We start from the raw sequence: 23,837 nt of genomic DNA, 5'->3' as shown, positions 1-23,837 counted from the left end.
TGTGGCTGCGCCGCCGGCTGGGAGGCGCTTGCGTTCGTCTGTGTGTGGTCGGTGGGTGTTTGTTGCGTGGCGCGGTCAGTAGAACTGCTGGCCGGTGCGGGCGGTTTCGAGCCGCCGGAAGACGCGTTCGGCCCCCTTGACCCACAGGGCGTACTTGAGCGGCGCCAGGACATAATCGTGGCAGCCGACGAAGTCCGTGACCGTCTTGGTGAAGCTGGTCTTGAACATGCCCATGCCGTAAAGGTTATGGGTTTTGTCCTTGATCTGCGCCGCGGGCGGGGTTCCACAGAAGTCGTACTCGGTGCAGCCCAACTCCTGCATGCGGCGGATCGCCGCCCACTGCACCAGGTGGGAATCGCCGTACTGTTTGCGGTTCTGGGTGGAGCCGCCGTCCTTGTAGGTTGCTTTGGCACCGTAGTTGATGACGAAGGCCCCGACGCTGGGTTTGCCGTCCTCGTAGACGAAGAAGAAGCGGCCCTGGCTGCGGTTGCAGAACTCATCCCAGAACCGGGCGTAGTAATCGTAGCTGCGCAGCGGCATGGAGCCCTTGGCGTTCACGGTGTCCGCCATGAGGTCATAAAGCGCCTTGTACGTTTGCGGGCTCTGTTCGCGCTCCACCACTTCGCAGCCTTCGCGTTGGGCGCGGCGGATCGCGTTCCGGGCGCGGGACGAGATGGCGCGAAGCACCTCGTTGTCCGGTGCGGTGATGTCCAGCAGTGCCGTGGAGTCGTTGGACTGGATGTTGGGCGCCTTCACCAGGCCGGCCGCGGCGAACTGCGCCTGGACGTCCGTTGAGGCGATGATGTCCGGTTCGATCTTGATGCTGAAGACCTTGAGCTTGCGGCTGCGGGCGAATGCTGCGCAGGCCTCCAGTGCCGGTTTGAGGTCCGCGACCGAGTCCAGGTCCGGTCCTTTGATCAGGTACCAGAGGCGGCCCAGGACGGGGAACTTCTTCTCCAGGACCAGGTTGTAGCTGGAGGTTGCTCCGGACTCCAGGACCAGGAAGCGGACATTCCAGCCGCTGCCGTTCTTGACGGACGCGTAAGCCGCGGACTGCAACATGTTGCCGCCGTTGGGGTTGGCCGTGACGTGCTTGTCCCAGTTCTCAATTTCCTCCGCTGTGGCAAAGCGGGCGGTGAATTCTCGCAAGGGGGCCGTGTCCAATCTCAGGGTTTCGTAGGCGGTTCTGTACTCGTGGCTGCGTGCGGACATGTAGCCACAAGTCTAAAGCCTGAACCGGTCCGGCCGTTTCAGCGGGTGGCGAGCGGCTTGACCGCGGGGCTTCCCTTCGCGAGGGTTGATCCATGGAGTCACTGCCGGACAAAGCCACCCACAGCCCTGAAGGCGCCCGCCCGGAACCCGGGCCCGCCGCCCAGGTGGCTGCCCTCGCGGTCTTCCTGGCAGCCTCCGCCTTCGTCGCGTGGCTGGGCGCCTTTTCCACGGTCAGCAACGTGAATGGCTGGTACGTCAGCGCCGACAAAGCCCCGTGGTCACCGCCCAACTGGCTGTTCGGGCCCGTGTGGACGGTGCTCTACACTGCGATGGCCGTCGCGGCGTGGCTGGTGTGGCGCCGCCGCGTTCCGGGGTCCAGGCCGGCCCTCGTTGCCTACGGGGTCCAACTGTTCCTCAACCTGTTATGGACTCCGACGTTCTTCAGCCTGTATCCGATGATGGGCACAGCGGCGCTCTGGCTGGCTTTTGCGATCATCCTCGCGCTAATCGTGGCCGTGACCGTAACGGTGGTCCGGTTCGGCCCGATCAGCCGTATCGCCGGGCTCCTCCTGCTCCCCTACATCTCCTGGATTGTGTTCGCCTCGTCCCTCAACCTGTGGGCAGCGCTGAACAACTAGCCGCAGCACCGGCACCCGGCGTCCGGGCGTGGCACGGCCGTCGGCCCTAGCTGCGGGTCTCGCCGTCGGATTTTGCGCCATCATTCAGGTCCGGACATACAGGCGGCGCGGAAACACGCGGGTTGTGCCCCGGCCCGCCGGAATGATGGGGCAGAATCAGCCGCGGAGCCGCTCCACTGCGGCAAGCAGGACCTCCACGTCGCCCTGCCTGCCGTCAGTGCTGGAGGCAGGGCCGCCTTCCCACATGGCGTTCAGGTACAGCCCGTCCCCCATATACAGGACGGCTTTGGCCATGGCGCTTCCAACGTCGGCGGCGATCAGGTCCAGCCACTGCTGCTGGATGGCTGCGAACCGGCGCCGGGCCTCCACGTGGGCTACTTCCGCGAGGCGGCTGGCCGCGAGGAAGGACCGGTCCATCGGCGAACCGGACCAGAGCGACGTCCGGATGAAGTACGTGGCCGCGCCTTCCGGCGCCGCTGCCATGCGGGCAATGTCCTGGCCGGCCAGGACATCAAGGCGCTCCAGCATGGCCGCGATCAGCGCCTCCTTGTTGGGAAAGTGGTAGAGCAGGCCGCCCTTGGACACTCCGGCCTGCCTGGCCACGGCATCCAGCGTGGCTGCCCGCTCCCCCACGCCGATCAGGAGTTCCTCAAACGCATCGAGGACGGCATCGCGGGCTACTGGTTTTCTGGGCATGGTTCCCATCATGCATGGTCAACGCCGCGTTTCTTAACTGTACCGTCTGGACGGTATAGTTATTGAATGATGTTGTCCGACGTTTCCCCGAAGAGCACAAAGCAACCACAGGCCCGCACCCTGCCGCCGCGCCCGAAACAGGTGGAGTGGCGCGACTGGCTGGCACTGATCCTGCTGATGTTCCCGGTGCTTCTGGTCGCGGTGGACAACACGGCCCTGACGTTCGCGCTCCCTGCGATCGCGGGCAGCCTGCAGACAACGGGAGTTCAGTTGCTGTGGATTGTGGATGCCTATCCGCTGGTACTCGCCGGTCTGCTGGTGGCCATGGGCAGTCTGGGCGACCGGATCGGGCGCCGCCGCCTGCTCCTGATCGGAAGTGTGGGATTCGCTGCCGTTTCCGCGGCCACAGCCTTCGCCCCCAGCGCTGAGTGGCTGATCGCCGGACGGGCCGCCCTTGGCTTCTTCGGCGCCATGCTGATGCCCTCCACGCTGTCCCTGATCCGCAATATCTTTCCCGAGCCAAACCGGCGCCGGCTGGCGGTAGCCATCTGGGCGGCGGGCTTTTCCGGAGGTGCGGCACTGGGGCCCACCTTTGGCGGCTGGCTGGTGGAGCACTTCTGGTGGGGCGCCGTCCTGCTGGTCGCCGTGCCCATCATGCTTCCACTGGTGGCCTTCGGCCCCTCCTTCATCCCGGAGTCCAAGGATCCGCATCCCGGGCGCCTGGACGTGCCAAGCATCGCCCTGTCCCTGCTGGTGATGGTTCCCCTGGTATGCGGCATCAAGGAGCTGGCCACGGCAGGATTCGGCACCGTTCCGGCGGCGCTCATGGCCCTCGGCCTGGCCATGGGATTCGTCTTTGTCCGCCGTCAGCAGCGGCTGGCCAGCCCCATGTTGGACGTATCGCTCTTCCGCAACCGGATCTTCAGCACGGCCATCGCGGCCAACGTGCTGGCACTGTTCTCCCTTACCGGCTTCATCCTATTCCTGGCCCAGCACCTGCAGCTCCTGGACGGGATGACGCCATCGACGGCCGGGGTGGCCATGATCCCGGCTTTGGTGGCTACGGTGGTTGCCGGCCTGGCAGTGGTCCCACTGGTCCGCAAGGTGCGGCCCGGCTTCGTGGTGGCCGGAGGCCTGGCCCTTAGCGCTACCGGCTACGCCCTCGTGGTGCTGGGTGACCACACGTCCGGACCGGTTCTCCTGCTGGCCGCACTGCTGATTCTTGCCCTGGGCGTAGGTGCCGCGGAAACGATTTCCAACGATCTCATCCTGGGCTCCGTTCCCGCCGAGAAATCCGGCGCGGCGGCGGCCATCTCGGAAACCGGCTATGAGCTGGGCTCCCTGCTGGGCACCGCCATCCTCGGATCCATCCTGACCGCGTCCTACCAGCACAACCTGCACTTCCCCGCAGGGCTGGAAGGGTCGGCGTCCGCGAGCGCAGTGCACCAGGCGGGCGAGACCCTTGCCGGGGCCACGGAACTGGCCGCCGGCCTGCCCGCCCCGCTCGGCGACGGGCTCCGCGCTGCGGCGCGCCTTGCCTTCGATTCAGGAGTCCAGATCACTGCGGCAATCGCGATGGTACTGATGGCGGGCGCGGCGGCCGTCACCGCCGTCGTCCTCCGAAAGGTTCCGACGGCGGACTAGGCACCGGGGCAACTCGCCACAGACGCGCACAAGAAAGCCCGGCGTCGGAGAATTCCGACGCCGGGCTTTCTGGCCACCGGGCCTTCCGGCGGGTGAGCAGCACCTATTTCGTGTCAGGGGCGGTGACGCTGGCCGAGGCCTTCATGGTCTCCGCGTTGACCATCCACGCATACTGCTCCAGCTTGGCGATGAATTCGTGGAGCAGGTCCGCGGAAGTGGGGTCCTCTTCGTCCACCTCGTCATGGACCTTGCGCATGGTCCCAACAGCGGCCTCGAGGGCGGCAACAATCCGGTCGATCGCGTCCTTGGTCGTAATGAGGCCCTCGGGGAACTGGGCCAGGGACGTTGATTTGGCCACGGTGGAGCTCCGGCCATCCGGCAGGGCATGCAGTGCACGCATCCGCTCGGCGGTGTCGTCCGCGAACTGCCGGGCGGCATCAACTATTTCGTCCAGCTGCAGGTGAAGGTCCCGGAAGTTGGTTCCCACAATATTCCAGTGGGCCTGCTTGCCCTGGATATGCAGCTCGATCAGGTCCGCCAGAACGGCCTGCAGGTTGTTGGTCAGGGTCGGTGAAGCTTTCATGAGTCCTCCTCGATTGGTCCAGTAATGCCGACGCTATCAGCCCTCCCCGGCCGGCGCCCCAAGTTTCACAGTAAGCTTACTAATTGCTTTTGGCCACCAGGAATCGGCCGGACCCAGCAGGCGCACAGGGGCGCCCCGGCGGCTGGTATCCGGCCGGGGCGCCAGTGCGGTTTCCTCTCTCACGGGTCACCAGAAGTGCGCTACATCCACTACCAGACGGGAACCGGCGCCGGGGCCGTCGAGGGCGATGACCCGGAACGGTAGCCGGGCACGCACGCCCAGGCCCAGGCTCGTATAGCCTTCAAAGCTGCCAGCGTAGGCCACCTGGCGGTAGGTCTGGTATCCGGAGACGTCAGACAGTTTGGCCCCGGGCGCCGGGCTGAACGTGGCGTTGCCGCTACTGTCATAGGATGGCGCGTTCACTGTTACCTGAAGGAACGCAGAACCGAGCAGGGGAATCTCGCTACCCGAACCGTCCTGGACAACCGCGGGAACGTACTGGACGGTGTAGCCCTTGACCGGGCCGTTGAGATCAACCACCATCCGGTCGAAGCAGTAATGCTGCCCCGTCCTGACATTTGTGACGGATGCGGTGCTCAGCTGCGGCGCTGCCTTCGCCAGCGACCCCCAGACGAGTCCGCAATAGGATGTGGCTGCCGAGGCGGGCGCCGGAGCCACAAACCCCAATCCGACAGCCACCAAAATGACTGCCAGCCATGCATGAACCTTTTTCATTGCGGCCACCCTTCGAGTGATGAGGTACCTCAAGCGTAGGAGTCCCACGGGCCGTAAATAAGGGTTGTTGCAGCTTCGGCGCGGAACCGTTAATGGCGGCCTTCGCCGGTCACGCCGGAGTAATTCCGACTGGTTTTTGCGTTCCAAAGAAACGCTTTTAACACCACTTCTGCACCCGGCCGTTATGCATCATAACGACGCCGGACCAGCCGCCGGGCGGCCGTTTTCCGGTTGCGCCGCGGAGACGCAAAAGCCCCGTCCGGCCGCTAGGCTGACGGGGCTGTGATCGCTCTTGAGGGCGCGGGAAATCCCTAGCCTTCGCACTCGATGCAGTACTTCATGCCGTTCTTTTCGCGGGCAATCTGGGAGCGGTGGCGGACCAGGAAACAGGACGAGCACGTGAACTCGTCAGACTGCTCCGGAACAACCACAACAGTCAGTTCCTCGCCGGAAAGATCGGCGCCGGGCAGGTCGATGCCCTCGGCCGTATCGTTCTCCTCGACGTCGATGACGGCGGTCTGGGCGTTGCCGCCGCGGGATGCCTGAAGTGCCTCCAGCGACTCTGCGGAAGACTCGTCATCTGTCTTGCGTGGAGCGTCGTAATCGGTAGCCATAGCGGGGTTCACTTTCGTTGCTGCGCGGCACCATTTCAGGCGCCTCAGTGAAGCAGTTTAGGTCATAGCCCCACTACTTAGGCAATAGTGTGGGCAAACTGACAGATCATGCTGCCTTCCACGGCGTTACGCTGAACTGGCCGGCATTCCACACTGAACCCGCAGGAGGGCACCATGGCCGCCAAACTCAACCGCAAAGCGTTCACGCACGCTCGCAAGCTGATCGAGAGTGGAAAAGTTGAACACGATGTCCGTGACGACTGGAGCGAACACGCCCCCTCTGCGGATGACGAGAACAAATACATCGAAAAGCACGGCTTCGCCGCATTCGCCGAGTGGCATCTGGGCCGCGATGATGAAGGATCCGACGGCACCAAGGGGAGGGTGAGCTTCCCGTTCGGCGACTTCAAGAAGATTCACCGCTGCGCCGTCATCTCCCTGGAAAGCCGGGCCGCTCAGCACGGGCACGATGATATCCGGGATGCGGCAAAGAAACTGCTGGAACTCATGGATTCGCAGTGAGGTCCGGACGCACCTGAGATTAGGCCCCTTGACAGTTCTCCTTGCAGGCGATCTAATAGTTGTATCTTCAACTAACCGATCCCGGCCCCTTGCCTAAGGAATACACGTGAACCTCCCCGCTGACCCCGGCGCCTCCGGCCTTACCTCGCCGAGCACCCCGCATGTTGTGGCGACGGCCGGGTCGACCGAACCGTCGGCACCGTTGGTAGTGCTGCTCCACGGGCGTGGCTCCAATGAGCGCGAAATCCTCAGCCTGGCAAGCCACCTGCCGCCGGAATTCGCCTACGCCGCTGTTCGTGCTCCGATCGGGGAGGGCCATGGCTATGCGTGGTTTGCCAACCGGGGCATCGGCAGGCCAACTGCCGAATCCCTTGCTGAACAAATGGCGTGGTTCCGGCGCTGGCTCGATGATTACGCCGTGGCGGGCCGGCCTGTCATTTTGGTGGGCTTCAGCGGCGGCGCCGCGTTTGCCGGCGGCCTTGTCCTGGATGATCCGGAGCGCTTCGCGGGAGCGGCCATCCTGTACGGCACCCTGCCGTTCGACGCGGGCGTGCCGGTGACGCCGGAAAGGCTGTCCGGCGTTTCCGTATTGGTCGCGCACGGGGAGCAGGACCGGGTCATCCCGGCTGAGCTCCTCGCCCGGACCTGGGAGTACTTGACCACCGAGTCTGGCGCGAGCGTCCGCACCCGCCGCGACCCCGGCGGACACCAGATTTCAGCGCAGACGTTGAGTGAAATCGGGACCTGGATCAGCGCTACGGGATCCCCGGCCGCCTGACGGGCGCCCGCAGCGAGCGGCCCGCCGTTGAAGCAACGGCCGGGCTGGTCGGCAGACGCCTGCCGCATGACGGGCTGAAGTCGGCTGGCGGACGGCCTGGGCGTGTTTCAGGCCTCCGGCAGCTGGGAGCGGGTGGGGTCAGTCACGTCATGGCAGTGACGCAGCAGGTCGACTGCCCGGGCAGCATCCCCCGTCTTCAGCGCCGCCAAGATTTGACGATGATCGTCCACGACCTTCTTCTGGTAATCGGCGCCCTGCCTGTACGTCATGGTGATGCGCTTCTGGATGGGATGGTTCCAGACCGACGTCAGCACGCTGAGCAGGAAACTGTTTCCCGCCGGTTCCACGAGCGCCAGGTGGAATGCCTGGCCCAGCCGAAACAATTCGAGATTATCCGAAGGGTCGATGATGGCCGTCTCCTCCGTCAGGCCGCTCATCCGGAGAATCTGCTGGGGCGTGTAGTGCCCGCACGCACGCTGGACGGCCAAAGCCTCAAGGGCGTACCGAACGTCAAAAACGTCCGCGATTTCGCGTTCGTCGAGCTGGTTGACGATGTAACCACGCCCCGGCACCAGCGTAGTCAACCCTTCCAGCGTCAGGCGCGTAAGTACGTCCCGGACCGGAGTGCGCGATACGCCGTACTGGGCAGCCACCTGCTCCTGAACCAAAGCACTCCCGGACATGATGCGGCCAGTGGCGATGTCGGCGGTGATCTGTTCATAGACCCGCTCGGCCAGTGGCCGGAGATCCTTCGGTTGTAGGGCCATGGAACCTCTGCTTTCAGTTTCCTGCAATTTTGACATGAACCACACGATTCGAATGGTCCGGAGGCGCTGCGCAGGGGCCGCGCGGCGGCGACTTTTGATCCCCTGCGATCTTCCAGAAGAAACCCTTGACGCTTTCTGACCCTCTGAATACACTGTATACAGTCAAATTTGAGGAGAACAAAGATGTTCGTTTTGAATACTTGGTACGTGGCATCGTGGTCTGCGGACGTTTCGCGCAAACCTGTACGCCGCGTCATCTGTGAACAGCCAATCGTCCTATTCCGGACCCAGGACGGCGAGGCGGTGGCCCTGGCTGACAGGTGCGCCCACCGGGCCTTCCCCCTTTCCGAAGGGCGAACCGTCGGCGACTCCGTCGAGTGCGGCTACCACGGCTTCACCTACGGGCCTGATGGTGCCTGTACCCGCGTCCCGGCTCAGACCTCTATCCCGGAGCGCGCCCGGGTACGCAAGTATCCGCTGGTCGAGAAAGACGGTTGGATCTGGCTCTGGACGGGCGACGCTGCACTGGCCGACCCAACGCTGATCCCGGACACACACTGGATGGTCGACCCGGAATGGGCCACCGTCACGCATTCGTACCACTTCAAGTGCCGCGCGGACCTCATCCACGACAACCTCCTGGACCTTACCCACGAATCATTCCTGCACCAGACCACCGTCGGTGACGATTACATCTACGAGCACGGCATCACGGTTGAAGTCGACGGCAACGTCGTCAGCGTTGACCGCCTGATGCCCTCGGTGGAGGCCCCTCCCCTCTACGCGGAGACCATGGATGCGCGTGGCCTCTTCGACCGGTTCCATTGCACAGAATTCTTCGTACCCAACCTGCACGTTCTGCACTCGGGCATCACGGGCGAGGGCCGGCCCCGGGAAGAAGGCTTCCTGATCAAGGTGCTCAACGGCATCACCCCTATAGACGAGCACAACAGCTGGTACTACTACGCCTTCAGCCGCAACTTTGCCGTCCACAATGCCCAGGCCACCGAGGATCTCCGGGTGGGGCTCAGCACCGTCCTGGACGAGGACGCCGCCGCCCTTGAGGCCCAGGAGATCGGCATGGGCACCAGGCCATCCGGAGAACACGATGTGCTCATCGCCCAGGACGGCGGGGTAGCCAAGGCCCGGCGCATCCTTTCAGCGCTGCTTCGTAAGGAACAGCAGGCTTTCGCCGCAGACACTGTCCGGGTACCCGCCGGCCAAGGGAGGGGCTAGGCATGTGGATGCTTATCCGGGCCAACGACGTCGGCGCCGTCAGAGCATCATCCGGGGCCCGCATCCTTGCCGCCAACCCTGACTCTGCCGAACGCGGGGATCCCTGGCGTTGGACGGTCGAGCTCGACGAGACAACGGCTGAACCGTTTGCAGCTGTCACGGCCAACCCTGCCCACATAAATTCCCGCAGCACACGCTATGAAGGCAACTACACCGGCGTCGTCCATCGCGGTGCCGGTGAGCAGATCGTGATGGCCGGTCTTTCCGGTGAGGCGCTGGTCTCCGCTGAAGACGGGCCTTGGCAACGATGGCTCAGGCCCGGCGACACCTTCATCGTCGAAGGTGAAGACCAGGAGTCGATACGCCTCTCCCTGACCGCCGGCGAATCAGCCGTGCAGGTCATCACCCTCTCCCCCTTGCGCGCCAAAGTCCTCCGATGGGTCCCCTGACCGCCCGACTTGTGCCGGGTCCACATACGTTTCAGCGTCGAAAGGTATCACCATGAGCCACCACCGCATTCCCCTCATTCTCGCCGGAGCCATAGCGCTGGCTCTGTCCGCCAGCTCCTGCACTGCAGCTTCAGAGGCCGCCCCGCAAAACCCCGCCGGGGCCTCCGGACGTGCACCGGGCAGCCCGGCTGTACCCGCTAACGACACTGCCCGCGGTCTTCTCCCCGAGAACTACCGCAGCGCGGGGGTCCTCCGGGTTGCATCGGATCCCACCTACGCGCCGTTTGAGTACTTCGATACGGACAACAAGACTATGATCGGCTGGGATGTTGACTTCACCGATGCAGTGGGGGCGGCATTGGGACTGAAGGTCGAGCACGTCGCCGCATCCTTTGACACCATCTTGCCCGGGCTGGCCTCAGGCAAGTACGACATGGCCGCCTCCTTTTTCTCCGTAACGCCCGAGCGCGAAAAGATCGTTGATTTCGTGCAATACATCAGCAGCGGCTCCGGAGTTGCCGTGCTGGCGGGAAACCCCAAAAGGATCACCATGGACTTCCTGACGATGTGCGGCAAGACCCTTGGCGCGCAAAAGGGCTCCATCCAGGCAATGGAAGTTCTGCCCGCGTTCTCTGCCAAGTGCATCGAGGCGGGCAACGCGGCCGTCGACATCCAAAGTTTCCCCGGGCAGTCCGATGCCAATCTCGCCCTCGTCTCCGGTCGCGTGGACGGCGTCGTCGCGGACAGTGTCACGCTCTCCTATCAAGGCAAGCATGCTAACGACAAGTTCGTGCTGGCCGAGGGTAACGACTACAACCCGGAACCGATTGGGCTTGCGCTGAACAAGGGATCCGGTCTCAAGGCAGCAGTTACAGAGGCTGTGCGGGAAGTGCTCAAGAGCGGACACTACCCGGAGATCAGCGAGAAGTGGGGCGTCCCCGCCAGCGTCCTGGTCACGGCTGACGTGCTGGCGCAAAAGTAGGCGGACATGTTCATGACAACAACAACACCGCAGCTCGCCGCGCAGGCTACCGGCGACGAGTACACGGTCGTCAAGGCCAAACACCCCGGGCGCTGGGCTTCTGCCGCCGTGATCGCGCTCATCGGAGGCTTGCTTCTGCAGTCGGTGCTGACCAATGCCAACTTCGGTTGGGATGTGGTCATGACTTACCTCAGTGCAGCTTCCATCGGCCAGGGGATCATCGTCACCCTTGAACTGACCGCGACGAGCATGATCATCGGGACACTTCTTGGAGTGGTTTTCGCCGTCATGCGGCTCTCACCCAACCCTGTGGTGCGTACCGCTGCGTTCACCTACGTCAGCTTCTTCCGCGGAACCCCGGTGCTCGTCCAACTGCTGTTCTGGTTCAATCTGGCTGCACTGTACCCCGTCATCACTCTCGGCATTCCGGGCGTCGAGCTGGACGCAAACCAGCTCATAACCCCCCTCACTGCGGCCATCCTGGGCCTTGGACTCAACCAGGGCGCATATATGTCGGAAATCGTCCGGGCCGGAATCCTATCGGTGGATAACGGGCAGATAGAGGCTGCCGAGGCGTTGGGCATCACCCGCCTGCAGACCATTCGGCGCATCGTACTGCCCCAGGCCATGCGCGTCATCATCCCTCCTACAGGCAACGAAACCATCGGCATGCTCAAATCGACCTCGCTCGTCAGCGTCATAGCAGTTCCCGAACTCTTGTACTCGGCACAGGTCATCTACGCCCGGACGTTTGAGACCATTCCGATGCTTATCGTTGCCAGCCTCTGGTACCTCCTCATCACCTCCATCCTCACCATCGGCCAGTACTACCTGGAGCGCAGGTTCGCACGCGGCAACCAGCGCAGCCTGCCGCCCACGCCACTTCAGCAGCTTAGTAGGTTCTTCCGCACACATGATGCCCTGGCGCTGAAGGGCAGCTCCTTGAAAGGCGGTCCGCGATGACGGCCCACACGGCGCCTGAACCAATGGTCAGAGCGAATTCAATCCACAAAAGCTACGCAGGTAACGAAGTCCTCAAGGGGATCGACATGGAAGTCGCACCCGGCGAGGTGGTGTGCCTCATCGGCCCCTCAGGGTCAGGGAAGAGCACGTTCCTGCGCTGCATCAACCACTTGGAAACAGTGGATGGCGGCCGGATGTGGGTGGACGGGACCATTGTGGGCTACGACCTCAAAGGCACCCGGCTCCACGAACAAAACCACCGCGACGCGTGCCGCCAGCGCATGGACATCGGCATGGTCTTCCAGCAATTCAACCTGTTCCCCCACATGACCGTTCTGGAAAACCTGATCGAGGCGCCGCGTTTGGTCCGGAAGGAAAAGAAAGCGACTGCGACGGCCCGCGCCCTGGATCTGCTCGAAAAGGTGGGGTTGAGTGATAAGGCCAACGCCTACCCGCGCCAGCTCTCCGGCGGCCAGCAGCAGCGCGTCGCGATTGCCAGGGCATTATGCATGGAGCCCAAGCTGATGCTGTTCGACGAGCCGACATCAGCCCTGGACCCCGAACTGGTGGGGGAAGTACTAAGGGTCATGAAGGACCTGGCCCTGTCCGGGATGACCATGATCGTGGTGACCCATGAGATGAACTTTGCGCGGGACGTCGCCGACCGCGTCGTCTTTATGGATGGCGGCTATGTGGTCGAACAAGGGCCTGCCCGCGATGTGATCACCCGTCCGGCGAACGAACGAACAAAAGCCTTCCTGGCCTCAGTCCTTTCGGACAAGGCAGGGAACTGACGTGGAGAAGGGATTCTTTGATGTTGTGGTCCGCTCTGTGGACCGTCAGTCCCGTTATGTCGTCTCGCTCACGTTGGAACACCCTCTAGGACACGACCTGCCCCGCTGGCAGCCAGGCGCACACGTCGATGTTCAGCTTCCCAACGGCATGGTTCGCCAGTACTCGCTCTGTTCGGACCCGGCGGAAGAACGCAGCTGGCGCATCGCCGTGCTTCGCGAGTCCGAAGGGAGGGGCGGTTCAGCCTACGTCCACGACGAACTGAAACCCGGCACAAAAATCCAGGTCCGGGGACCCCGCAATAACTTCCCTCTGCGCCCTGCTAAGCGGTACCTGTTCATCGCCGGAGGCATCGGCATCACACCCCTTGTGTCCATGATCCGGAGCGCTGTCCAACAGAAAATCCCTTGGGATCTGGTCTACCTCGGCCGTTCCCGGAACTCCATGGCGTTGGTCAGCGAAATCAACGCGTTCGGGGACAACGCTCGGATCCACACCAGCGAGGATTCCGGACCATACCCCCTGATCGACTTCGTAGACCAGCTCGCCTCCGGCACGGCGGTTTATGCTTGCGGACCGCAGAAACTCCTTGACGCTCTTGAAACGGCATCGCACGGATGGGCCGATCCGGCAGCCCTCCACTGCGAGAGGTTTTCACTTGGCCCCGCCGGGACAGCCACTGTCCAGCCCAACTCAACGTTCGTCGTCGAGCTGGTCGACGGAACAGAAGTGCCCGTCCCGCCGGAGTTGTCCATTCTCGAAGCGTTGGAATCGGCGGGCGTCAATCCGGTCAGCTCCTGCCGTGAAGGCATTTGCGGTACGTGCGAGACACCCGTCCTGAGCGGAGAAATCGATCATCGGGACACGCTGCTTTCGCCCCAAGAACGCGACGAAGGGACCACCATGATGATCTGTGTTTCCCGTTGCCGCGGCGCCAGGCTGGTTTTGGATCTCTGACCCGTGGAGCCTCCTGTCAGATTCGAACTGACGACCCCCGCTTTACAAGAGCGGTGCTCTGGCCAACTGAGCTAAGGAGGCGCACCCTATGAAGGGTGTGCGCCTGAACGGCGCTAGATAAGGTTAGCCCAACTCCGCCCGCTCGTAAAAATGAGGCGTCCCCGGCGCCAATCAGACGCTGAAATGACCACAAAAAATGGCCCGGTCCCGGAGTGAATCCGGGGCCGGGCCATCTTTGTATCTTCAGAAACCCAGGCAGATCAGCCCTTTGCGGCGATCGCAGCCTGCAGGAAGTCCGGGAACGGGGTCTGGGCGCTGGCGCCCTTGCCCCACTGCTGGCCGTCAACGAACACGGTGGGTGTGCCGGTCACGCCGATGGCGGTGGCCTGCTTGGTAGTGAACTTCACGAACGGGCGGTAGGTCTTGTCATCGACGCAGGTGTCAATGGGCTTGGCACCGATGTCCGTGGCCATCTTCTTCAGGTCGTTGTCAGAGATACCCGCTGAGCCTTCGGCCGGCTGCTTGGCGAACAGCGAATCAACGAATTCCGCGTACTTTTCCGGGGATTCGTTGACAACGCAGGCCGCTGCATTGGCCGCGCGCGAGGAGTAGTTGGTGGAGGACCGGCTGTCCAGGAAGCCGAGGGCCCGGTATTCGACCGAAATTTTGCCCTCGTTGCGCAGCGACGTCAGCTGGTCGTTGTACTGAGCTTCGAAGTTCTTGCAAACCGGGCAGATGAAGTCAACGTACAGGACCACTTTGACGGGCTTGCCGGCTTCCGCCTGGGCTCCCGGCGCTACTACCTCGGCGGGGGGATTCTGCGGCGCATCCCCCACGGAAGCGGCGTCCACGGTGGCCGGATCCAGCTTCACGACGTCCGTGTTGGCAAGCAGGGTGACGCCGCCGTTGACATTGCCGTTGGCCGGCGTCGGTCCCTGGTCGGCAATCGGGGCGTTCTGGCGCATGGTTGTGGTCACCACAAGGGCCACCACCGCAAGGATGGCCACCACAGCTACAACAATGCCCCAGCCGATCAGCATCTTGTTGCGCTTGTCCTTCTTCACCTGTGCCTCCCGGATCAGGCGGGCCTTCTCGCGCGCCTCCGAAGTGCGCTCAGCCTTGGACTTACGTATTTCATTTGCGGGGCTCATGTGTTCCTAGGGTCGATCGACATAGGGGGACCACTCTGTGGCGACTCCGCCCATTTTAGGACAGAAACCTGAGAGCTTGCCTTTTCAAGTATCAGGGCCTGAAATCCAACGCACGAATGGCCCCAACGTACCCATCCTATTAAGGTGGCTTAAAGGCACAAGCAACCCCAGGGGGCCGCAATGCAAACACCCGTCCAAGAAAAACCCACAGGCGCACCAGAAGAAGGCCCGCACTCGCACAGCCACAGGGCGCCCACAAAGTACGACTTCATGGTGGTGTCCAACAGGCTGCCCGTTGACCGCAGCACGCCGGGCGAGAGCGGCGACGACGGCTCCGGCTGGCGCCGCTCCCCCGGCGGGCTGGTGACGGCCCTCGCACCCATGATGACCAAGACCGACGGCGCCTGGGTGGGCTGGCACGGCGCTCCCGATGAAACCGTCAAGCCGTTCAGCCACGGCGGCATGGACCTGGTCCCGGTCCAGCTGAGCACGGACGACGTCGAGCTCTACTACGAGGGATTCTCCAACGCCACGCTGTGGCCGCTCTATCACGACGTGATCGCCCCGCCGGAGTTCCACCGGACCTGGTGGGACGTGTACCGCAAGGTCAACCAAAGGTTCGCGGACGCCGTCGTACACCACGCGGACAAGGGCGCCACGGTGTGGGTCCAGGATTACCAGCTGCAGCTTGTGCCGAGGCTGCTCCGCGAAGCCCGGCCGGACCTGAAGATCGGGTTCTTCAACCACATTCCCTTCCCGCCGCCGGAAATTTTCGCCCAGCTGCCATGGCGCAAGGCCATCATCGACGGCCTGATGGGCGCCGACCTCATTGGCTTCCAGCGTCCCAGTGACGCCGGGAACTTCATGCGGTCCGCACGCCGGTTCCTTGGTGCCAGCGTCAAACAGCAGCAGGTGCATGTGAAGGGGGCCGACGGCGAAATCACCCACATCGCCAGGGCCCAGGCCTTCCCCATCTCCATTGACGTGGCCCAGATCAGCGAACTGGCCCACAAACCGGAGATCATCGAGCGCGCCCGCCAGATCCGCCAGGACCTCGGCAACCCCAAGACCATCCTCCTGGGGGTTGACCGGCTCGATTACACCAAGGGCATCCGGCACCGGCTCAAGGCCTTTGAAGAGCTCCTCAACGAGGGCAAGCTGGCCGTAACCGACGCCACGCTGATCCAGGTGGCCAGCCCCAGCCGGGAACGGGTGGAGCAGTACCGGCTCCTGCGCGAAGAGATCGAAGGCAAGGTCGGCCACATCAACGGCACGTACGACACCATTCAGAACACGGCCGTCCGCTACCTGCACCACAGCTATCCCGTGGAGGAAATGGTGGCGCTGTACCTCGCCGCCGACGTCATGCTGGTGACCGCCCTCCGGGACGGGATGAACCTTGTGGCCAAGGAATACGTCACCGCCCGCAAGGACAACGACGGCGCCCTGGTGCTCAGCGAGTTTGCCGGCGCGGCGGACCAGTTGAAGCAGGCCCTGCTGATCAACCCGCACGATATCGACGGCCTGAAGGACACCATCATGCGCGCCGTCAACATGTCACCCCGGGACGCCGCGCGCCGCATGCGCGCCATGCGCAAGCAGATCCTCGAGCACGACGTCGACCACTGGTCAGCCGATTTCCTCGCCGCCCTGAACGAAAAGGTTGTCCGCGATGACTCCTGACAGCCGCCCCGCCAAGGAACCCCTCGCCCTGTCCCCGGAACTCCGGGAGGCCGTGCGCCGCATCGCCCGGACTGAACATCTCCTGGTGGCCCTGGACTTCGACGGCACCATTTCACCGATCGTCGACCGCGCCGGGGATGCCCGTCCCCTTCCGCGCTCAGCCACCGCGTTTGCCGGGCTGGCGGCCCTTCCACGCACGACGACGGCACTCCTGTCCGGCCGCGCACTCGCCTCGCTGCGCGCGGTGGCTTCGCCGCCGGTGAACACTCTGCTGATCGGCAGCCACGGGGCCGAGGCCTGGCTGGGCCCCGGCTCCGCGGAGCTGACACTGGATGAGGGCCAGCGCCTGTTGCTTGCCCAGGTACGCGGTGTCCTCGAGGACATCGTGGAGCAGGCCCCGGGCACGCTCCTCGAAGACAAGCCCGCCGGCGTGGTCCTGCACACCCGGCTCGCTGAGGACGATGTTGCCGAGGACGCGGTCGCGGCAGCCCGTTCGGTCCTCCAGAACCGCAAAGGTGTCTTCCTGAAGGAAGGCAAACGCGTCCTGGAAACCTCCGTGGTGAACGCTTCCAAGGGGGAGGGCCTGACGTTCCTGCGCCAGATCACAGGGGCCACCGCGGTCCTTTTCGCTGGCGATGACGTCACGGACGAGGACGCCCTGGCCCGCCTTGAGCCCGGGGACGTGGGCGTCAAAGTCGGCCTGGACTTCACCCAGGCGGAGTTCCGGGTGGAGGCGCCGGTTCACGTGGCCGAGCTCCTGGAGGCGCTGCTGCAGGAGCGGAGCCTGGTGGTCGCCGAGGAGGGCCCGGCCGCCGACTGACAGGACAGCATGCCCAACCTCACATGTGACCTCCGTAACATTTGCAACAATAAGCAAGTCGTCTGACATACTCTTGGTTGTGATGTGGCGCACAGAACCGTGCGGCGTCACGCGATACTCCCCGTGTCGGCACAGCTTCGGCCGGGGAGTACACGGCTGCAATGCCGTGAATAACTGAATTACATGAACCATTCACTACGGATCGTCCGGCACGTACCTGCCGGTGAAGGGATTGATAACTGTGGCTACAGTTACTTTTGATAACGCTACGCGTCTGTACCCGGGCACAGAGAAGCCCGCTGTTGACAAGCTCAACATTGAAATCGCCGATGGCGAGTTCCTGGTCCTCGTTGGACCCTCCGGTTGCGGTAAGTCCACCTCCCTGCGCATGCTCGCAGGCCTCGAGGACGTCAACGCCGGCCGGATCCTGATTGGCGACCGCGATGTCACCGACGTTCCGCCGAAGGACCGCGACATCGCGATGGTTTTCCAGAACTACGCGCTCTACCCGCACATGACTGTTGCGGACAACATGGGCTTCGCGTTGAAGATCGCCGGCGTCTCCAAGGAGGAGCGTGCCGAGCGCGTCCGCGAAGCAGCCAAGCTTCTTGACCTTGAGCCGTACCTGGACCGCAAGCCGAAGGCACTCTCCGGCGGCCAGCGCCAGCGTGTTGCCATGGGCCGCGCCATCGTGCGTAATCCGCAGGTCTTCCTCATGGACGAACCGCTCTCCAACCTGGACGCCAAGCTCCGTGTCCAGACGCGTACGCAGATCGCGTCCCTCACCCGCCGACTGGGTGTCACCACGGTTTACGTCACGCACGACCAGGTCGAGGCCATGACCATGGGCGACCGAGTCGCAGTGCTGAAGGACGGCCTGCTGATGCAGGTGGACACCCCGCGCAACCTGTACGACAAGCCCAAGAACGTCTTCGTTGCCGGCTTCATCGGCTCACCGGCCATGAACCTGCTTGAACTGCCCGTGGTCGACGGCGGCGTCCAGTTCGGCGGAACGGTTTACCCCGTGCCGCGCAACGTCCTCGAGGAAGCCCATGGCAGCACCGTCACCCTGGGCAGCCGTCCGGAAGACCTTGAAGCCGCACCGCAGGGCGAAGGCCTGAAGGTCGAAGTTGACGTTGTTGAAGAACTCGGCGCCGACGCCTATGTCTACGGCCACACCACGCTGGACGGCAAGGACCACGACATCGTGGCACGCGTCGACGGCCGCCGCCCTCCGATGAAGGGCGAGGCCATTTACGTCCGTCCCCAGTCGGGCCACGTGCACCTGTTCGACACCAAGACCGGCCTGCGCCTGGGCGACTGACCACCCCGGCGCCCTGACCACCCGGTGACAGCGGCTCCCCACCGGCTGGGGCCCGAGATCCACTGAACGACGGCGGCCCTCCCCCACAACGGGAGGGCCGCCGTCGTTCGTTGCGGGCATTTTGCCCCTGGCCCCCTGATGTACGGAAGAATTGACTCATGACCGATGAAAACAGCGCCCAGTGGCACGACGAGCCCACCGACTACGCGCAGGTGGGCAAACTGCCCCGGTTCGAGGCGGCAAGCGCCAACGACTCCAAACTCGCCGCGGTCTCAAGTTCGCTGAGCATCACGGCCGCGGCCGCGGATCCAGAACTCCTTGATCTGCCCTGGCACGTCGCCTTGGAGGACTGGCCCGCCGAGAACCTCGCGGCCCTCCCCCGCGGTATCTCACGGCACATTGTGCGTTTCGCACACCTGGGCGGCTCCGTCATCGCCATCAAGGAAACGTCCGAGCACATAGCCCGGCACGAATACCACATGCTCCGTAAGCTGGCCCGCCTTGATGTCCCGTGCGTTGACCCGGTGGCCGTCATCACCGGGCGCACCACCTTGGACGGCCGGCCGCTGAACCCGGTGCTGGTCACCCGCCACCTGAAGTTCTCCATGCCATACCGCGCCCTCTTTTCCCAGATGCTGCGAAAGGACACGCTGACCCGGCTCATCGACGCCCAGGCGCTCCTGATGGTGCGGCTGCACCTCGTGGGCTTCTACTGGGGCGATGTTTCGCTGTCCAACACACTATTCCGCCGTGACGCCGGCGCGTTCGCGGCGTACCTGGTGGACGCCGAGACGGGCGAGCTGTACCCGGACCTGTCCACGGGCCAGCGCGAGTACGATCTCGAAATCGCCCGGGTCAACATTGCCGGTGAACTGATGGACCTCCTGGACGGCGGCCTGATCGAGGAGAAGGTGGACCCCGTGGCCACCAGCGAACTCATTATGGAGAGCTACCGCCGGCTCTGGGCCGAACTGACCGAGAAGGAATCCTTCGAGCTCGGCGAGCGGTGGCGCGTGGCAGCACGCATCCGGCGGCTCAACGAGCTCGGCTTCGACGTCGAGGAATACGCCATCAAGACCACCCAGAACGGGACCACCATCCAGCTCCAGCCCAAGGTGGTCGACGCCGGACACCACATGCGCCGGCTGCTGCGGCTTACCGGCCTGGACGCCCAGGAAAACCAGGCCAGGCGCCTGCTCAATGATATGGACACCTTCCGGGCGGACAACAACCCGGGGATGGATGAGGAATACAGCGCGCACCTGTGGGTCAGCCAGGTGTTCGAACCGATCGTCCGTTCCATCCCCCGCGACCTGTCCCGCAAGCTGGAGCCCGCTGAGGCCGTCCACGAGGTCCTGGAGCACCGCTGGTACATGTCCGAGGAACAGGCCCGCCACATCCCGCTCGCGGAGGCTGTGCAGTCCTACATTGATTCGGTCCTGCGCCACCGCCGCGACGAGGCCGCCATCATGCTCAACCCTGACACGGCAATGCTCAAGATCCTCGAAGTGGAGAATGAGGAGTCCCGGTACGGGGAGGACGAGTCCGAAGACGAGTACCCCGACGTCGACGACTAGCCCGCACCCGGCGGGGAACTTTAGCGCGCCTGTGTTAAAAAGCAACTGGGTAGCAGTAGATGACGTTATGAGCGCCCGGAACGACACCTGCTGCTACCCAGTTGCTTGGTGCCCCTAGATGGCCTTGCCCGGGTTCAGGATGCCGGCCGGATCGAAAAGTCCCTTGATCCGGCGCTGTAGTTCGCGGACCGGCTCCGGCTGTTCCATGCCCAGCCATCGCAGTTTGTACTGGCCGATGCCGTGCTCCCCGGTGATGGTGCCGCCCATTTCCAGCGCCGCGGCCACAGAGGCATCCAGGGCCAGGTTCAGCCGGGCCATGGCGTCCGCGTCGACGGCGCTATCCACTCGGTCGATCCAGAAGGTGGGGTGCAGGTTGCCGTCCCCGGCGTGGGCCACCACCTTCAGCTTCACCAGATGCTTGGCCGCCAGCGCTTCGAGCGCCGCCACGTAGTCCACCAGGCGGGAACGCGGCACCGCGACGTCCTCCCCTACGCGGTACTGGTCGTCCACTTCCACGCCCCTGCTGTTCCGGCGGAGTTCCACAAGGCGCTCGGCTTCCGCCGTGGCCTCCGTACTCACCAGCGCTCCTCCGGCTGCCAGGACAGAACGTACGACGGCGGCCTCCGCCGCGGCGCCGAATCCGTCCGTTTGGATCAGGAGTAGCGAGCCGCCCCGGGTACTGAGGTCCGAGCCGTGCAGTTCGTCCAGCTGGGCCAGCGTGCCGCCGTCGAGCAGTTCCATGATGGCCGGCTGCACCCGGGCGCGGCCAACGGCCAGCACCCCGGAAGCGGCCTGCCTGAAGTCCGGATAAAACGCGGCGATCGTGTGTACGTCGCGGGGCAGGTACTTGAGTCGGACCGTCACACCGACGACGATCCCCAGCGTCCCTTCCGAACCAACAAACAGGCCCGTGAGGTCGTAGCCGGCCACGCCTTTGAAGGTCTGGTGGCCGGTGTGGATCAAGGAGCCGTCCGCCAGCACCACGTCCAGCGCAAGAACAGAGTCCCTGGTCACGCCATATTTGGCGCAGCGCAGGCCACCGGCGTTGGTAGCGACGTTGCCACCGATCGTCGAGGTGCGGAAGCTCGCCGGATCCGGCGCATACATCAGGCCGTGACCGGCGGCGGCTTCGTTGAGGGTGGCGTTGATGACGCCGGGTTCGACGACGGCCGTCTCGTCGTCGGCGTTCAGGTCCAGGATCCGGTTCATCCGTTCCAGTGACAGGACAATGCAGCCCCTGCTCGCGTGCGCTCCGCCGGAAACGCCGGTCCCGGCGCCGCGGGCCACAACGGCAACCCCCAGCGCGCTGCACAACCGGATCACTGCCTGCACGTCCGGCACCGACCGGGCAAAGACCACGGCCGCAGGGAGTTGGAAGTCGAGGACGGGGGCCTGGTCCACGGCGTAGGCTTCCAGAACCGCTTGTTCGGTGCTGACCTGCTCGGCGCCGACGGCGTTCCGCAGATCCGACACCAGGCTGCCCACGCGGCTGTCCGCGGTCATTTACCGGTCCCGCCCATGAACCTGACGAATCGGTCCAACACCTGGGGCCAGCCGGCGACATAGGAAGCCCGAGCGGCGGCCGGGTCTTCGGCTCCCTCCCAGCCGTCGTGTACCAAGCGCACTTCAGTGCCGTCCGGAATCGCCCTGAAGGCCAGCCTGAGCTCGGTTGACCACAAGGCGGTGGTTCCGGGATACCAGGAGGCGTGGAAGGACAGCGGCGGCTGCCAGTCATCGATAGTGCCCCAGACCGCAGTCCTGCCGTCGTCAGCCGTTTCCATGATGAAGTTCTCTTCGAACTCGACGTACGAACCCGCCCCGAAGACTCCTTGGGATTCAAGCGGCCACCACAGGTGGGTGTGATCCGTAAATCCGGCAAACGCCTGCGCCACCGGGCCGGGTACCGTCACCGTACAGACCACCGGGTCGAGGCCCTCCGCTGTGTCCGAAGGTACGGGCGCGACGTCATCCGGGTGACTGAAAAGGTTGTCCATGGACGTCAACTCTACGCGGCCCCATCCATACGCTCTCTCAGTTGCCGCACGTTATTGCCGGACGCTCTCGCGGTTGTTGCGGGTTTCGGGGGGACGCTCTCGCGGTTGTTGTGGGTGTTCGAGGGCGGTGCGCGGTGGCGGTGTGCCGGCGGGGGTGTTAGCGGCCATGAAAAACTGCCCATAGGCGGCCACGAAAGTGCCCACTGACGGCCAGTAAAACTGCCCGCCGGTGGCCATGAGATCTGCCCACTTCCTTACTGAACCGACCGCGTCTTAAGCGGTGGGGGCCTCTCCCTGGGGTTTGATGACGGTGTCTAAGCGCACCAAAAGCGAACCAGGAAGAGGCCCTGTATGAAGTCTGACGGAGAAATCATGGAAATTCTTGCTGCCTACGATCTGACCGGGTCGTTGCGCGCCACTGCGGAGCTCACGGGCTGCTCGCACCACACCGTTGCCAAACACGTCCAGGCCCGCGACGCAGGCCGGCCGATCGGGGAACCCGCGGCCCGCGGCCGGGTGACCGACGCGTTTCTGCCCAAGATTGAGGAATGGATCGCAGGATCCAAGGGCCGGATCCGGGCCGATAAGGCCCACGAGAAGCTCCTCGCTCTGGGTTACACGGGTTCGGAACGGTCCACCCGCCGCGCGATCGCACAGGTTAAAGCCGCGTGGCGGCTGGGCCATACCCGCGTTCACCGGCCCTGGATCACCGAGCCGGGGATGTGGCTGCAGTACGACTTCGGCGACGGCCCTCGGATCGGCGGGGTCAAGACCATCCTGTTCGTGGCCTGGCTGGCGTTCTCCCGTTTCCGGATCGTGATTCCGCTGCGGGACCGGACGGTGCCGAGCGTGTTCGCGGCCCTGGACCGGTGCTTCCGGATCCTGGGCGGGGCACCGACCTACGTGCTGACGGACAACGAAAAAACCGTCACAACTACCCATGTCGCCGGCGTCCCGGTCCGGAACCAGCAGACCCTGGACTTCGCCCGGCACTACGGAATCACGGTGCTGACCTGCCAGCCCGCAGACCCGGCGACCAAGGGCGGCGTCGAAGCGTCCGTGAAACTCGCCAAAGCCGACCTCGTGCCCAAAGAGACCAACCTCCGCGGCGACTACCGCACCTTCGCCGAACTCGAGGCGGCCTGCCTGGCGTTCATGGATGAGGTGAATAACCGTGAGCACCGGGTGACGCGGCGCAAACCCGCGGCGGTGCTCGCCGAGGAAGCTCCCAGGTTGCACCGGATCCCGGACACCGCCCACACGGTCGCGTTCGGGCTGGCCCGCACCGTTCCGGAGAACACCCCGATGGTCACCTTCGAAAACGGCCAATACTCGCTCCCGGCCCACTTGCTCGGGGCCCGGGTGTTTGTCCGCGCCCACGGGACCGGACCGGACGAGCAGGTCATCATCGTCCACCACGGCACCGCCGGGCCGGTCGAAGTCGCCCGCCACGGGCGGGCACGGCCCGGCAGCCCCGCCATCAATGATGACCACTTCCCCGGCACCCGGGCAAAGGTCCCCGGCGACTACGAGGTCAGGGCCCGCAGCGCGGACGAGGCAGCGTTCCTGGCCATCGGCGAAGGAGCCAGGACCTGGCTGATCGAGGCCGCCGCGGCCGGGACCGCACGGATGAACGTGAAAATGGCGGAAGCCGTCACGCTGGCCAAAATCGCCGGCACCGACCAGGTCGACCGCGCCCTCGGCGACGCCGCACTCCAGG

Annotated in this window: 24 protein-coding genes and 1 tRNA gene; 15 read left to right on the top strand and 10 right to left on the bottom strand. The window is 64.3% G+C overall.

Features of this window, described 5'->3' with window-relative positions:
* Nucleotides 1–75: 75 nt before the first annotated feature.
* Nucleotides 76–1,212, bottom strand: a complete 1,137-nt coding sequence (locus NQJ30_RS13060) for a lipid II:glycine glycyltransferase FemX (protein WP_255770366.1) — start codon at nt 1,210–1,212, stop codon at nt 76–78.
* 92 nt (nt 1,213–1,304) lie between these two features.
* Here NQJ30_RS13060 and NQJ30_RS13055 point away from each other — a divergent pair, with 92 nt between their 5' ends.
* Nucleotides 1,305–1,850, top strand: a complete 546-nt coding sequence (locus NQJ30_RS13055) for a TspO/MBR family protein (RefSeq protein ID WP_255770365.1) — start codon at nt 1,305–1,307, stop codon at nt 1,848–1,850.
* 156 nt (nt 1,851–2,006) lie between these two features.
* Here NQJ30_RS13055 and NQJ30_RS13050 read toward each other — a convergent pair whose 3' ends face one another.
* Nucleotides 2,007–2,546, bottom strand: a complete 540-nt coding sequence (locus NQJ30_RS13050) for a TetR/AcrR family transcriptional regulator (protein ID WP_255770364.1) — start codon at nt 2,544–2,546, stop codon at nt 2,007–2,009.
* A 69-nt stretch (nt 2,547–2,615) separates the two neighbouring features.
* On the opposite strand from NQJ30_RS13050, the gene NQJ30_RS13045 reads away from it, so the two are divergent.
* Complete coding sequence (locus tag NQJ30_RS13045; protein ID WP_374113263.1) at nt 2,616–4,190, top strand: MFS transporter; 1,575 nt, start codon at nt 2,616–2,618, stop codon at nt 4,188–4,190.
* A 103-nt stretch (nt 4,191–4,293) separates the two neighbouring features.
* Here the strand turns inward: NQJ30_RS13045 and NQJ30_RS13040 are convergent, their stop codons facing one another.
* From NQJ30_RS13040 to NQJ30_RS13030, 3 genes are all read right to left on the bottom strand, one after another.
* Entirely contained in the window at nt 4,294–4,773 is a 480-nt protein-coding gene (locus NQJ30_RS13040) for a Dps family protein (RefSeq protein ID WP_255770362.1), read from the bottom strand.
* A 186-nt stretch (nt 4,774–4,959) separates the two neighbouring features.
* On the bottom strand, nt 4,960–5,508 hold the full coding sequence (locus NQJ30_RS13035; protein ID WP_255770360.1) for an AMIN-like domain-containing (lipo)protein: 549 nt from the start codon (nt 5,506–5,508) through the stop codon (nt 4,960–4,962).
* 311 nt (nt 5,509–5,819) lie between these two features.
* Nucleotides 5,820–6,122 (bottom strand): DUF4193 domain-containing protein, encoded by a 303-nt coding sequence (locus NQJ30_RS13030; RefSeq protein ID WP_164202190.1) that lies wholly within the window; start codon nt 6,120–6,122, stop codon nt 5,820–5,822.
* Between the two features lie 174 nt (nt 6,123–6,296).
* Between NQJ30_RS13030 and NQJ30_RS13025 the strand changes: the two genes are divergently transcribed.
* Both NQJ30_RS13025 and NQJ30_RS13020 read left to right on the top strand, forming a co-directional pair.
* Nucleotides 6,297–6,644 (top strand): hypothetical protein, encoded by a 348-nt coding sequence (locus NQJ30_RS13025; RefSeq protein ID WP_255770359.1) that lies wholly within the window; start codon nt 6,297–6,299, stop codon nt 6,642–6,644.
* Nucleotides 6,645–6,750: 106 nt separating this feature from the next.
* Entirely contained in the window at nt 6,751–7,422 is a 672-nt protein-coding gene (locus NQJ30_RS13020; protein ID WP_255770358.1) for an alpha/beta hydrolase, read from the top strand.
* Nucleotides 7,423–7,529: 107 nt separating this feature from the next.
* On the opposite strand, the gene NQJ30_RS13015 is transcribed toward NQJ30_RS13020, so the two are convergent.
* Nucleotides 7,530–8,189, bottom strand: a complete 660-nt coding sequence (locus NQJ30_RS13015) for a GntR family transcriptional regulator (RefSeq protein ID WP_255770357.1) — start codon at nt 8,187–8,189, stop codon at nt 7,530–7,532.
* Nucleotides 8,190–8,396: 207 nt separating this feature from the next.
* Between NQJ30_RS13015 and NQJ30_RS13010 the strand changes: the two genes are divergently transcribed.
* The 6 genes from NQJ30_RS13010 to NQJ30_RS19070 are packed head-to-tail and all read left to right on the top strand — an operon-like array spanning nt 8,397 to nt 13,568.
* Nucleotides 8,397–9,425 carry a Rieske 2Fe-2S domain-containing protein gene (locus NQJ30_RS13010; protein ID WP_255770356.1) on the top strand — a complete coding sequence of 343 codons (1,029 nt, stop codon included), beginning with the start codon at nt 8,397–8,399 and terminating at the stop codon, nt 9,423–9,425.
* A 2-nt stretch (nt 9,426–9,427) separates the two neighbouring features.
* On the top strand, nt 9,428–9,874 hold the full coding sequence (locus NQJ30_RS13005; protein ID WP_255770355.1) for a hypothetical protein: 447 nt from the start codon (nt 9,428–9,430) through the stop codon (nt 9,872–9,874).
* Between the two features lie 52 nt (nt 9,875–9,926).
* On the top strand, nt 9,927–10,856 hold the full coding sequence (locus NQJ30_RS13000; RefSeq protein ID WP_255770354.1) for an ABC transporter substrate-binding protein: 930 nt from the start codon (nt 9,927–9,929) through the stop codon (nt 10,854–10,856).
* A gap of 12 nt (nt 10,857–10,868) precedes the next feature.
* Nucleotides 10,869–11,819: an amino acid ABC transporter permease gene (locus tag NQJ30_RS12995; RefSeq protein WP_255770353.1), complete on the top strand. Its 951-nt coding sequence runs from the start codon at nt 10,869–10,871 to the stop codon at nt 11,817–11,819.
* Nucleotides 11,816–12,613 carry an amino acid ABC transporter ATP-binding protein gene (locus NQJ30_RS12990; RefSeq protein WP_304664106.1) on the top strand — a complete coding sequence of 266 codons (798 nt, stop codon included), beginning with the start codon at nt 11,816–11,818 and terminating at the stop codon, nt 12,611–12,613. Before NQJ30_RS12995 ends, NQJ30_RS12990 begins: the two co-directional genes overlap by 4 nt.
* A gap of 1 nt (nt 12,614) precedes the next feature.
* Nucleotides 12,615–13,568 (top strand): PDR/VanB family oxidoreductase, encoded by a 954-nt coding sequence (locus tag NQJ30_RS19070; protein ID WP_255770352.1) that lies wholly within the window; start codon nt 12,615–12,617, stop codon nt 13,566–13,568.
* A 4-nt stretch (nt 13,569–13,572) separates the two neighbouring features.
* On the opposite strand, the gene NQJ30_RS12980 is transcribed toward NQJ30_RS19070, so the two are convergent.
* Nucleotides 13,573–13,649 (bottom strand) — tRNA-Thr (locus NQJ30_RS12980).
* 179 nt (nt 13,650–13,828) lie between these two features.
* Complete coding sequence (locus NQJ30_RS12975; protein WP_255770351.1) at nt 13,829–14,719, bottom strand: DsbA family protein; 891 nt, start codon at nt 14,717–14,719, stop codon at nt 13,829–13,831.
* Nucleotides 14,720–14,899: 180 nt separating this feature from the next.
* On the opposite strand from NQJ30_RS12975, the gene NQJ30_RS12970 reads away from it, so the two are divergent.
* From NQJ30_RS12970 to NQJ30_RS12955, 4 genes are all read left to right on the top strand, one after another.
* A complete protein-coding gene (locus tag NQJ30_RS12970; RefSeq protein WP_304664105.1) occupies nt 14,900–16,402 on the top strand; it encodes an alpha,alpha-trehalose-phosphate synthase (UDP-forming) in 1,503 nt (500 codons plus the stop codon).
* Nucleotides 16,392–17,222: a trehalose-phosphatase gene (gene otsB, locus NQJ30_RS12965; RefSeq protein WP_255770350.1), complete on the top strand. Its 831-nt coding sequence runs from the start codon at nt 16,392–16,394 to the stop codon at nt 17,220–17,222. The genes NQJ30_RS12970 and otsB overlap by 11 nt, the downstream gene beginning before the upstream one ends.
* A gap of 241 nt (nt 17,223–17,463) precedes the next feature.
* On the top strand, nt 17,464–18,546 hold the full coding sequence (locus NQJ30_RS12960) for an ABC transporter ATP-binding protein (protein ID WP_255770349.1): 1,083 nt from the start codon (nt 17,464–17,466) through the stop codon (nt 18,544–18,546).
* Between the two features lie 158 nt (nt 18,547–18,704).
* Nucleotides 18,705–20,123: a DUF4032 domain-containing protein gene (locus NQJ30_RS12955; protein ID WP_255770348.1), complete on the top strand. Its 1,419-nt coding sequence runs from the start codon at nt 18,705–18,707 to the stop codon at nt 20,121–20,123.
* 114 nt (nt 20,124–20,237) lie between these two features.
* Here NQJ30_RS12955 and NQJ30_RS12950 read toward each other — a convergent pair whose 3' ends face one another.
* Both NQJ30_RS12950 and NQJ30_RS12945 read right to left on the bottom strand, forming a co-directional pair.
* On the bottom strand, nt 20,238–21,626 hold the full coding sequence (locus tag NQJ30_RS12950) for an FAD-binding oxidoreductase (protein ID WP_255770347.1): 1,389 nt from the start codon (nt 21,624–21,626) through the stop codon (nt 20,238–20,240).
* Nucleotides 21,623–22,117 carry an SRPBCC domain-containing protein gene (locus NQJ30_RS12945; protein WP_255770346.1) on the bottom strand — a complete coding sequence of 165 codons (495 nt, stop codon included), beginning with the start codon at nt 22,115–22,117 and terminating at the stop codon, nt 21,623–21,625. The genes NQJ30_RS12950 and NQJ30_RS12945 overlap by 4 nt, the downstream gene beginning before the upstream one ends.
* Nucleotides 22,118–22,468: 351 nt before the next feature.
* On the opposite strand from NQJ30_RS12945, the gene istA reads away from it, so the two are divergent.
* The coding region (istA, locus tag NQJ30_RS12940; RefSeq protein ID WP_255770345.1) for an IS21 family transposase at nt 22,469–23,837 on the top strand (1,369 nt) is incomplete at its 3' end.

This window comes from Pseudarthrobacter sulfonivorans (genome assembly GCF_024391045.1).
Classification (GTDB): Bacteria; Actinomycetota; Actinomycetes; order Actinomycetales; family Micrococcaceae; genus Arthrobacter; species Arthrobacter sulfonivorans_B.
This window is presented reverse-complemented; position numbering and strand designations above follow the sequence as displayed.

Bases quoted from the DNA above. Each gene is read 5' to 3' on its own strand.
- NQJ30_RS13045 (WP_374113263.1), top strand. From the start codon at position 2,616: ATGTTGTCCGACGTTTCCCCGAAGAGCACAAAGCAACCACAGGCCCGC.
- NQJ30_RS12975 (WP_255770351.1), bottom strand. From the start codon at position 14,719: ATGAGCCCCGCAAATGAAATACGTAAGTCCAAGGCTGAGCGCACTTCG.
- NQJ30_RS12955 (WP_255770348.1), top strand. From the start codon at position 18,705: ATGACCGATGAAAACAGCGCCCAGTGGCACGACGAGCCCACCGACTAC.
- otsB (WP_255770350.1), top strand. From the start codon at position 16,392: ATGACTCCTGACAGCCGCCCCGCCAAGGAACCCCTCGCCCTGTCCCCG.
- NQJ30_RS12995 (WP_255770353.1), top strand. From the start codon at position 10,869: ATGACAACAACAACACCGCAGCTCGCCGCGCAGGCTACCGGCGACGAG.
- NQJ30_RS12950 (WP_255770347.1), bottom strand. From the start codon at position 21,626: ATGACCGCGGACAGCCGCGTGGGCAGCCTGGTGTCGGATCTGCGGAAC.
- NQJ30_RS13055 (WP_255770365.1), top strand. From the start codon at position 1,305: ATGGAGTCACTGCCGGACAAAGCCACCCACAGCCCTGAAGGCGCCCGC.
- NQJ30_RS12990 (WP_304664106.1), top strand. From the start codon at position 11,816: ATGACGGCCCACACGGCGCCTGAACCAATGGTCAGAGCGAATTCAATC.
- NQJ30_RS12945 (WP_255770346.1), bottom strand. From the start codon at position 22,117: ATGGACAACCTTTTCAGTCACCCGGATGACGTCGCGCCCGTACCTTCG.
- NQJ30_RS13030 (WP_164202190.1), bottom strand. From the start codon at position 6,122: ATGGCTACCGATTACGACGCTCCACGCAAGACAGATGACGAGTCTTCC.
- NQJ30_RS12970 (WP_304664105.1), top strand. From the start codon at position 14,900: ATGCAAACACCCGTCCAAGAAAAACCCACAGGCGCACCAGAAGAAGGC.
- NQJ30_RS13025 (WP_255770359.1), top strand. From the start codon at position 6,297: ATGGCCGCCAAACTCAACCGCAAAGCGTTCACGCACGCTCGCAAGCTG.
- NQJ30_RS13000 (WP_255770354.1), top strand. From the start codon at position 9,927: ATGAGCCACCACCGCATTCCCCTCATTCTCGCCGGAGCCATAGCGCTG.
- NQJ30_RS13005 (WP_255770355.1), top strand. From the start codon at position 9,428: ATGTGGATGCTTATCCGGGCCAACGACGTCGGCGCCGTCAGAGCATCA.
- NQJ30_RS13035 (WP_255770360.1), bottom strand. From the start codon at position 5,508: ATGAAAAAGGTTCATGCATGGCTGGCAGTCATTTTGGTGGCTGTCGGA.
- NQJ30_RS13015 (WP_255770357.1), bottom strand. From the start codon at position 8,189: ATGGCCCTACAACCGAAGGATCTCCGGCCACTGGCCGAGCGGGTCTAT.
- NQJ30_RS13040 (WP_255770362.1), bottom strand. From the start codon at position 4,773: ATGAAAGCTTCACCGACCCTGACCAACAACCTGCAGGCCGTTCTGGCG.
- NQJ30_RS13050 (WP_255770364.1), bottom strand. From the start codon at position 2,546: ATGCCCAGAAAACCAGTAGCCCGCGATGCCGTCCTCGATGCGTTTGAG.
- NQJ30_RS13060 (WP_255770366.1), bottom strand. From the start codon at position 1,212: ATGTCCGCACGCAGCCACGAGTACAGAACCGCCTACGAAACCCTGAGA.